This is a genomic window from Rhodospirillales bacterium (assembly GCA_028824295.1).
Lineage (GTDB): Bacteria > Pseudomonadota > Alphaproteobacteria > TMED109 > TMED109 > VXPW01.
In genome coordinates, this window is the sequence record JAPPED010000004.1 from 26,140 (window position 1) to 35,637 (window position 9,498).

Consider the following 9,498-nt stretch of genomic DNA (forward strand, 5'->3'; position numbering starts at 1 on the left):
GCATCACTGTGTTCAGGTGCGTCTATGGCCCCAGTGCGCCAATCGGGATTACTCCCACGTCCTGCATGCCTGCGTGGCCGTAACCGTTTGGCACGATGACCGACAACGCCGACGGCTTTTCGTGGTCGCTCCCCTCCATGCGCTTGGCCAGTCTGTTCAGATTTTTCGCGCCCTCCGCCACCCAGCGGTCACCCAGCTTGATCTCGAAGGCCGCCCAGCGCCCGTCCGCCGCCTCAACGATGGCGTCGACCTCCAGCCCTTCCTTCTCCCGATAGTGGAACACTTGGGCGTCCGCCGCTTGGGCGTAGATGCGCAGGTCACGGATGACCATGGACTCGAACAGCAGACCAAGGAACTCCGGATCGGCAGCCAGACGTGCAGGTGTGGTTCGCAGGGCCGCCGCGGCCAGCGAAGGATCCACGAAGTGCCGGACAGGCGTCGCCCGGAGCATCGTGCGCGACCTCAGGTGCGGCGACCATGCGGGCTGGTCTTCCACCAGCATGAGCCGCTCCAGCGTTTCGAGGTACCCGGCGGCCGTATCCGCCTTCAGGCATTCGCCGTCGCGGCCGACATCGCGCGCCAGCTTCGCCATCGCGACCGGGGTTGCGATGTTCCGGGCCAGCGACCGCAGAAGGCGTGCCACCTTGATCGGATCTCTCCTCTTTTCGCTGACTCTGGAGATGTCCACGCGCCGGATTTCGTCCAGGTAGCCCCGGTTCATGCGAAGGACCGACCGCAAGGGCTTGCCGGCGTTCCCTGGCCAGCCGCCAGCGCAGACGAGTTCGGCAACGGAAGCGATCGATAGATCGGACCGCGGCGCCCGCTGCCGCTCGCCGTCAAGGAGCCTTCGCAGTGAAATCTCGCCGGAAGAGCGTCCCGCCTCGTAGAGCGACAGCGGGCGCATGCGAAGTCGGGTAAAGCGCCCGGCCCCGGTATGGCGGGTCGTGTCGTCTGCGGGAACCGCGGAACCGGTGAGGATGAATTGGCCCGGCCGGGAACGCTGGTCCACCATCCTCCGAACATGATTCCAAATTACGGGCTCCAGTTGCCATTCATCGATCAGACGCGGCATATCGCCTTCGAGCACGACTGCAGGATCGACGCCGATCAGGCGGCGGGCATTGTCGTCGATGTCCAGCAATACCTTGCTCGCGGCCGCACGCTTGGCGGTTTCCGTCTTCCCGCAAGCCTTGGGGCCTTCGATGAGCACCGCCCCGGAAGCCTCAAGCAGTTCCGCCAGTTCCGCATCGACGATTCGTGGGAGGTAGTCCATCGGTCACCGAGCCACCAAACAGAGAAATGCTGTAACGTATCGTCGGAATCCCTCGACGGCAAGACGAAAAGGATCATCTAGAGGGTGATTCGGAGAGTTTCCAGAGAGTGATTTGGCGGATCATAAGCGGGCGGTTCGGGGAATTATCGGCGAGTGATCGAGCGGAATATCAACGGTGGCGTCTTCGCAAGGCGACCGGGTCGAAAGGCGTGCAGATTCATTACCTTCGCTACAGGCTCATCGCGACTCGGATCGAAACGGGTCAGTTCTTCTTCCCTCGCAGCATCGGGAAACGCCCCAGGGCCGCACTCAGGCCGTCCACCCGGGCGGTACCGACGCAGATCAAGTCAGTCGAAGGCGCTTGGCGGCCACGAAGTGATACCCGATCGAATTCTTCAGGAACTCGTCCTCCGCCTCTCCTGTCGATTCGGGCTGGCCTGATAGAAGTCGACTCAATCTTGAGTGATTTTGTCGTTGAGTCGGGCTTGAACGGCTCTTCGAATGCGGCATCAGGGCCATTTTCTCATACCAGTTCCAAGCGTAGTTCACGCCCCACGGCCTGCGCGGCCTTAAGCATGGTGTCGAGCTGAACGCGGTCATTCTCAGGGTCGAGGAGGCGATCCAGACGCGCACGGCTGGTGCCCATGCGCCGCGCCATCTCGGATTTCGTGACCGCGCCTTTGTCCATGGCTTGGCGAAGCTGCCAGGCAAGAACGGCCTTGACGGCATGCGCCTGGGTCTCCTCGAAGGTGCCCTGCTCGCGCAACAACTCTTCCAGGGAAGAACCAACATGCGGGTTGTTTGTTTTTCTATTCATGGCGTTTCAACTCCTTCATGCGTTGTTCAGCGAGGTCCAGGTCCCGATCCGGCGTCTTCCGGGCCTTCTTGATGAAGCCATGAAGCGCATGTAGCTGGTCGTCAGACACACAAACCAGCACCCGTGCAATCCGCCCGCCCAGGAAATCCGTATGCACACAAGCCGCGCCGGGAGGAGATTGCCCGGCAGAGCGGCATACCGATGGGCCCGCCAAACTCAACGGTTGCCAGATCGATCCCTATCCGGCGCCGATCTTCCTCGGAGAGCTCAACCAGCCACTTCCGAACTGGCTCGTTCCCCGATAGCGTCCGGAAGAATCGGACCTCAATGCGTTTCGGTGCTTTTGGCGTCGTACCTCACAAGATACTCTATGCCTCAAGAGGCTCTTGCAAAAAAGGTCTAAACGAGCGGAAATAAGGTCGGAAACGGTCTGAAGCTGGCGGGACCGGCCGCCGCCTTCCGGTATCCTGGGGTTGCTGAAGACGCAGGATGGAAGGGACGGCGACCATGTTCCTGCAGGCGCACGACCTCATCGTGAGTGTGAGACCGGTACGGCGTCATTGCAGACAGGTGGATTCCGTACTCCACAAACGATCGTCAATCTGACTATTCGTGGGATTCTCAGGGCAATTGTCATTGTTCTGGTATTGAAGCACGGAACGCCCCCCGCCACCTGCCGCGCAACAGGCAATGTCATCTTGAATTGAGTCAATGAAGTGGCTAGTGGTACGTGAGATGGACGTAATGCGGCCAGTCTGAGTGTTGTCCGAAAAAAATTGGCCTACCCCGTCTCGCTGCGACACATAAGACTCTAACTTTACGTGCTCTTGAGGCTCTGTTGGATTCGTCAATCCAATGCTTCCGAAAGCATAGGCATCAATGTGAGGGCATGACTCTGAAACAGCAGATGCAACATGCTGAACGGCCGCACCGCCGAGTGAGTGCCCAGCAATCGTTACACGATCGCTTTTGGGCTCGAAGGCCTTTTCCGAGTTGACTTGCAGAAGGCCCCGTTCCCGCGAGACCTCGCATATGGATTGGATAGCGAATGTCGCAGCGGGAAACGGACAATCTTCTCCGGTGAAGTTGGCCGCGATTTGTCTCAGGTCGAGGATTCGGGTACCCGGAAAGCCAATCTGTAGATCACCGTCCGTACCATGGATTTGCAGTGGGGCCCACGCGCGGGATTCGAAATCGCGTGCAGCTGTATCCACCTCGATAAACAGACTTCCTGCCAAATCATAGATTCGCAATACCACAGCCAAGAACATGTTGTTTACTCTACAACTGACAAGAATTGTGTCCCCGATCGAAGTTACATTGACACTCTTCTCATTCCTAGTGCCATCCAACTCGCGGCGAACTGTTCGTTCCAGTTCATCGATGTGCTTTGGATCTATCGAAAGCAGGTGTGTTTTGGGGAGCAGTGCATCGGGGCGGCATGACCAGATGTCACCCTTGCGATCGCTTGGTCGCTCCGCTAGTTGGGAGTATTTGAATAGCGATAGTAGATGATCTCTCGTACTCTGGGCTGCCGCGTCACAGGCGGCTATGCGCATCGCTCCTGTTTGCTCTTGTCCAAATGCGTTGGATGGAATGAAACCTAAGAAGACCAAGACAACCAATGTCGAATGAACGCAAGTAGTCCGCATTGTCCACCTCCAGCATTTCGCGCGCAAGGAGGTTCCCATCATACGGCGTACGATCGCAGCTTCCCGAAGGAGCGCGCCATGGCGACCGGCCGGAATCTATTGTTCTCGTGGGACGCTGTAGATAATGAACGGGCCTTCCACCTGGATCGAGGATCTCGTTTTGAGGACAGTGAGGGCCACCGCCCGTGTGGAACGTGTGTTTGCTATGGCTGAGAACTTCGTCCTTGAGCGTGGAAGCCACTTGGCCAACTTGACGATGACCTCATCGCCAGCCCAGACTGGCGAACCCGGACCTGCGCGCCTCACCCCAGCCTGTGCTCCTGACCTAAGACGCTATCGGACCGGATAAAGCGGGCCACTCCGCGGCACAGGAATAGGTCCGACGGGGCTTCCAGAATGTCCCACGATGCGAGCTTCCGCCAGACCCAGCAAGCACTCCCGGGTGTATTCGTCCAAGATGTTCAGGACTTGGAACGCCCGGCCGTCAGATGCAGCGTTGACCCGTCGTAGCCGTCCCCGGCGATTACGACGACCCGTCAGATGAACCCCAAACGCCCGGTCTACGGCCACGCGGCTTCTACAGCCGAGTGCCACCGGATTGGCGATGCCCGGCAGTTGCCGTTCACCCAGAAATCTGGTAAATGGCGGACTCAACCAAGCCACTATCGTCAACATCGATGTGAGTTTGCCAGAGCCGCGCAAGCCGCCAGATCAAGTCACGGGGTCGACATGGACGCGCCTGACCTCTTGCCTTTGACGTGGAAATTGAAAGTGAGGTACCACGACACGGGCCGACTGGCGTTTGAGAGCTAGGGGCCGGTGCAGTTTATCGACTTATTTGCAGGCCTCGGAGGATTTCATCTCGCGCTTGGTCGTCTGGGCCATGAGTGCGTATTTGCGTCGGAAGTCGATCGAGATCTCGCTTCCCTTTATGAGAAGAACTTTGGTATCACTCCGGCGGGTGACATCCGCGCAGTAGATTTAGCGGACATTCCCCCACATGATATTCTCTGTGCAGGCCTCCCCTGTCAGCCTTTTTCTAAGGCTGGAGAGCAACAGGGCTTGGACTGTCCCCAGTGGGGCGATCTTGTCGATTATGTTGTCCGCATCTTGCGCTATCGCAAGCCAACCTACTTTATCATTGAAAATGTTCCAAACCTAGTTCGGCACAACGAAGGAAAGACGTGGAAGAGAATCAAGAGCCAACTCCGCGACGCGGGGTATGAAGTTGCCGACCACAAGCTGTCTCCGCACCAGTTCGGCGTCCCTCAAATTCGTGAGCGAGCTTTCATCGTTGGTCAGCGAGATCGCTTAGCGACCTTTTGCTGGCCTGCCCCGACATTGCCTAGCGAACTGTCAATTCGAACTGTGCTGGAACGAGATCCGAAGGACGCGCGTCAGCTTTCCAGCCAGGCCATAGAGTATTTGAAAGCTTGGCAGGACTTCCTCAATGTTTTTCCGAGCGATGTGGAGCTTCCGTCGTTCCCCCTTTGGGCGATGGAATTCGGTGCGAGTTACCCTTATGTCGGGCAAACTCCTCACTCCACCAACTACGGCGGCCTCGACCGCTGGCGGGGAAGCTTCGGTCGACCGCTCAGAGGGTTGTCGCCGGACGATGTCAAGGCGACCCTCCCTCCCTATGCGCGTGACAGAGTCGACGTCTTCCCGGACTGGAAGATCGACTTCATTCGGAAGAACCGACTTTTCTTTTGCCGGCACAAGGCAATCATCCAACCTTGGCTCCCCGCTATCCTTTCGTTTGCGCCCAGCTTCCAGAAGCTGGAATGGAACTGCAAGGGGTGTGAGCGCGACATCTGGAAGCTCGTCATTCAGTTTCGTGCATCCGGTATCCGCGTGAAGCGCCCGACCACTGCGCCTTCCCTAGTCGCCATGACCACGAGCCAGGTTCCTGTCATCGCTTGGGAGCGTCGCTATATGACCCCTCGCGAATGCAGTCACTTGCAGAGCATGGCTTCCCTCAAGCATCTTCCCGATGCCAAGGGCACCGCCTTCAAGGCGCTTGGCAATGCCGTAAACGTTGATGTGGCGGAGGCAGTCGCCCGCGCCTTGCTGCCAGCCAGCATTTCGATGCCCGTCGACAAAGCTACCCGGCCAAATGTCTCGTACAACTGGCCTGCCCCACAACCAGCGGACGCCTTGGCTCATGTCGGATGAAGACGGGCTCGACACTCTCGATACAGTCAGCATCCGGCCAGGTGTCAGCGTCTTATCTGTTCTACGGCACCTGAACTACAAGCCTTGGTTCGCACTGGCGGAGTTTGTCGACAACGCTGTCCAAAGCTTCTTCGAGCGCCGAGATCTACTTGAGCAACTTCACGGCAAGAGCTTCAAGGTCAAGGTTCAAATCAACATCGATTCTAGGCGGCCGGGGAGAATTTCCGTCATAGACAACGCTGGCGGAATCGCTCGGAAGGATTTTCCCCGCGCGTTCAGACCCGCGGCAGTACCCGTGAACACATCTGGCCTCTCAGAGTTCGGCATGGGAATGAAGAGCGCCGCTTGCTGGTTCTCTCCCAGATGGTATGTGCGCACCAAAGCTCTCCGAGAACCGGTCGAGCGAACCGTGAGGTTCGATGTAAACAAGATCGTACACGACCAACTCGAGGAACTGGACATTACCCGAGCCTCGGCTGATGAAGAACTGCATTTCACCGAGGTCGTGCTCGAAGATCTTCATCACGTTCCTGTCAAGAAGACCGTCAACAAGATCAAAGAGCATTTGACAGATATCTATCGGGTCTTCATCCGAGAAGGCCTTCTCGATCTCTATTTCAACGATGAGCGCCTCACATATGCAGAGCCTACCGTCCTTACGACCCCCTATGTTCGGGACAAAGGCGGCAAGACACGAACGTGGCGCAAGGATATACACTTCGACTTTGGCGAAGGTCTGTATGTCACAGGCTTCGCCGCCCTGCGTGACCCGGGGAACTTCGCTAGATGTGGCTTTGCCTTGTTTCGCCGCGGTCGGCTCATTCAAGGTAGCGGCGACGAGGGTTACCGCCCACGGCTCATCTACGGACAGCCGGGCAGCTTTCGCTCGCTACGCCTGTTCGGTGAGTTGCATCTTGAGGGCTTCGAAGTCAGCCACACGAAGGACGGCTTCCGATGGGACGAGAATGAGCAGCCCTTCCTCGAACTCCTGAAGGATGATCTGGACTCCGACGATCTCCCCCTCCTCAGGCAGGCCGATGACTATCGGGCCCTCGCTTCGAAGAACATTCGCAAGCGAACTGCGCAGAAAGCTGTGGATCGAGCCGTCGAGACAATGCAGCAGACGCTGCCGGCAGCGCTTCCTGCTATAGCCGACGAGCCTCCTGCCGAGACACCAACCCAATCCCTCTCGGCGCAGACAGTCCTGGCACACCGGGAGCTGACGATCGACTTTCGGGGCAAGCAGTGGCTGATTAAGGTTGAACTCACGGACGAGCCGGCGGAGAGCCAGTGGCTCTCGGTCAGCGACCAACTCGGCAGCGACGCCGCGCCTAACGTGATCGAGATTCGGGTTGCCCTCGCGCATCCATTCATGGTGAATTTTGCCCAAACAGACCCTGTAGATGTCGAAGCGCTTCTCCGAGTGGCGGCGGCTCTGGCCTTGGCCGAAAAGTTGGCCCGCCTTTCCGGTCAGAAATACACGGGTACGATCCGACGCAATCTAAACGACATCCTTCGTGAGGCGCTCGCTCAGATATGAGCCATATTCGCGAGAGTACACTGGGAAGCGGTCCTTGACCGCCGATCATCCCACTACCGTTGTGACGCCAATCCCGACTACACACGTGCCCGGTGCACAATGGCAACCCACTGTAGGACCGGAGGCTCGCGGCGTCGTTGAAAGAAAGCGGCTACCCAGAGAAGCTGGCGAGGCAGTCATCGAAGCTGCTGCATCCATCCTGGCACGCGGAACCCGCCCGACCAGTCCGCAAGATGATCGGACCGGTCTTGTCGTGGGGTACGTACAGAGCGGTAAGACCCTCTCCTTTACCACTGTCATTGCCTTAGCTCGCGACAATGGCTATCGGCTTGTTGTTGCCATAGCTGGCACTTCAACTTCCTTACTCAAGCAGTCCACCCGGCGCTTGCGCAACGACTTGTATGTTGACGATGTTGACGGCTATCTCAGATGGTCAACCTTTACAAACCCTGACGACACTGAAGGAAACCGGCGTTCAATTGAGCAAGTTCTCGACGAGTGGCGTGATCCTCTCGTTCCACAACATGAACGCCCCACAGTGCTCATAACTGTCATGAAGAATCATCGACATCTTGCAAACCTCTTTGCGCTACTAAACCAACTTAACTTAAGCGACGTTCCAACACTCATCATTGACGACGAAGCCGATCAGGCCAGTCTCAATACACTAGTTAATCGGGGCAGAGAAAGTACAACATATGGAAGGCTGCTCGAACTAAGAGATACCGTGCCGTGTCACACGTTCCTTCAATATACAGCTACGCCTCAGGCGCCGCTGCTCATCAACATTATTGATGCTCTCTCCCCCGATTTCGTTGAAGTTCTGGAGCCGGGCAGGGACTATGCGGGCGGACGCTCATTTTTTTCGGAGACCCGCGGATTGGTCAGCGTCATTCCGTATGAGGATGTACCGGCCGACGACAATCCGCTCGTAGATCCACCGTGCTCGCTGCTGGATGCGCTCCGCGTTTTTCTGGCGGGTGTTACCTCTGGCCTGATCCAAGGCCGCAGCCGGAGCAATGCGAATCGATCGATGCTGGTCCATCCATCGAGAGAAACCGCACAGCACCAAGAGTATCGCATTTGGATTGGTCAGGTGTTTGACGAGTGGCGACGCGTACTGGCACTGCCGGAAGCGGATCCAGATCGAGTTGACCTGTTGCAGGACTTTCAAGAAGCCTGCTCAGACTTGGCGCTCACTGTTCCTGATCTTCCCTCCTTCGATGAGCTCAAAGCTATGCTGCCCAGAGCCTTCCGCCTTACGAGCATTGAGGAGGTCAATACGAGAGCAGGCCGTGGAACTCCATCGATTGATTGGAGTCGCTCATACGGCTGGATCCTTGTGGGCGGCCAAGCAATGGATCGTGGCTTCACGGTGGAGGGCCTGACAGTCACCTACATGCCCCGCGGCCCGGGGGTCGGCAATGCCGATGCTATACAGCAACGTGGGCGCTTCTTTGGCTACAAGCGCCCATATCTCGGGTATTGCCGCACCTACCTTGAGCATGACGTTGTCTCCGCGTTCGAAGAATACGTGGAGCACGAGGAGGAAATGAGGCGACAGCTTCAGCAAGTGCGCGATTCTGGCAGCCCTCTCAGCGACTGGAAGCGTGCCTTCATCCTATCGCCTGCTCTGCGCCCCTGCAGGAGCAACGTCATTCAGTATGACTACGCGCGCGGCCGTTACGCTGATGCATGGTTTGCACCTCGCACCGTTCTTTGCGCTCCGAGTGTCATTGATGGCAATCGACGAGCAGTGCTGAGCTTCCTCGACGATCTAACGTTTAGTCCAAATGCGGGAAGCCCGAACCGAGAACCTGCTCAGATGCATCACATCTGCCGTGATGTACCGATGGTCGACATAATCAATGACCTCCTTGTCCCATACCGACTAACGGCATCGCGCGATACTCGAGAGATTACTGGAGTGCTGTTGCAGCTATCCCACGCTCTGGAGCAAAATCCAGATGAACGCTGCGTAATCTATGGGGATTATATACCCACGTTGACATAGCGGCCCCTTCCGCCTAGCCTGCCGCCT

Annotated in this window: 6 protein-coding genes; 3 read left to right on the plus strand and 3 right to left on the minus strand. The window is 57.6% G+C overall.

From position 1 onward, the window contains the following. Nucleotides 1-22: 22 nt before the first annotated feature. The 3 genes from OXH60_03510 to OXH60_03520 all read right to left on the minus strand — a co-directional run bounded on the left by OXH60_03510 (nucleotide 23) and on the right by OXH60_03520 (nucleotide 2,247). Nucleotides 23-1,273 carry a DUF4143 domain-containing protein gene (locus OXH60_03510; GenBank protein MDE0711183.1) on the minus strand — a complete coding sequence of 417 codons (1,251 nt, stop codon included), beginning with the start codon at nucleotides 1,271-1,273 and terminating at the stop codon, nucleotides 23-25. Between the two features lie 523 nt (nucleotides 1,274-1,796). Beyond that, the gene (locus OXH60_03515) at nucleotides 1,797-2,090 is read right to left on the minus strand and encodes a helix-turn-helix transcriptional regulator (protein MDE0711184.1); all 294 of its coding nucleotides are present in this window, start codon (nucleotides 2,088-2,090) and stop codon (nucleotides 1,797-1,799) included. Continuing rightward, a complete protein-coding gene (locus OXH60_03520) occupies nucleotides 2,083-2,247 on the minus strand; it encodes a type II toxin-antitoxin system RelE/ParE family toxin (protein MDE0711185.1) in 165 nt (54 codons plus the stop codon). The genes OXH60_03515 and OXH60_03520 overlap by 8 nt, the downstream gene beginning before the upstream one ends. Nucleotides 2,248-4,561: 2,314 nt before the next feature. On the opposite strand from OXH60_03520, the gene dcm reads away from it, so the two are divergent. From dcm to OXH60_03535, 3 genes are read left to right on the plus strand one after another with little or no spacing between them, the layout of a single operon-like run. Beyond that, complete coding sequence (dcm, locus tag OXH60_03525) at nucleotides 4,562-5,917, plus strand: DNA (cytosine-5-)-methyltransferase (protein MDE0711186.1); 1,356 nt, start codon at nucleotides 4,562-4,564, stop codon at nucleotides 5,915-5,917. Next, on the plus strand, nucleotides 5,907-7,457 hold the full coding sequence (locus OXH60_03530) for an ATP-binding protein (protein MDE0711187.1): 1,551 nt from the start codon (nucleotides 5,907-5,909) through the stop codon (nucleotides 7,455-7,457). Before dcm ends, OXH60_03530 begins: the two co-directional genes overlap by 11 nt. 34 nt (nucleotides 7,458-7,491) lie before the next feature. Next, complete coding sequence (locus OXH60_03535; GenBank protein MDE0711188.1) at nucleotides 7,492-9,471, plus strand: hypothetical protein; 1,980 nt, start codon at nucleotides 7,492-7,494, stop codon at nucleotides 9,469-9,471. Nucleotides 9,472-9,498 lie beyond the last annotated feature (27 nt).

What these genes read in the sequence shown, in the direction of transcription:
- OXH60_03510 (MDE0711183.1), bottom strand. Translation starts at nt 1,273, where the DNA reads ATGGACTACCTCCCACGAATCGTCGATGCGGAACTGGCGGAACTGCTT.
- OXH60_03515 (MDE0711184.1), bottom strand. Translation starts at nt 2,090, where the DNA reads ATGAATAGAAAAACAAACAACCCGCATGTTGGTTCTTCCCTGGAAGAG.
- OXH60_03530 (MDE0711187.1), top strand. Translation starts at nt 5,907, where the DNA reads ATGTCGGATGAAGACGGGCTCGACACTCTCGATACAGTCAGCATCCGG.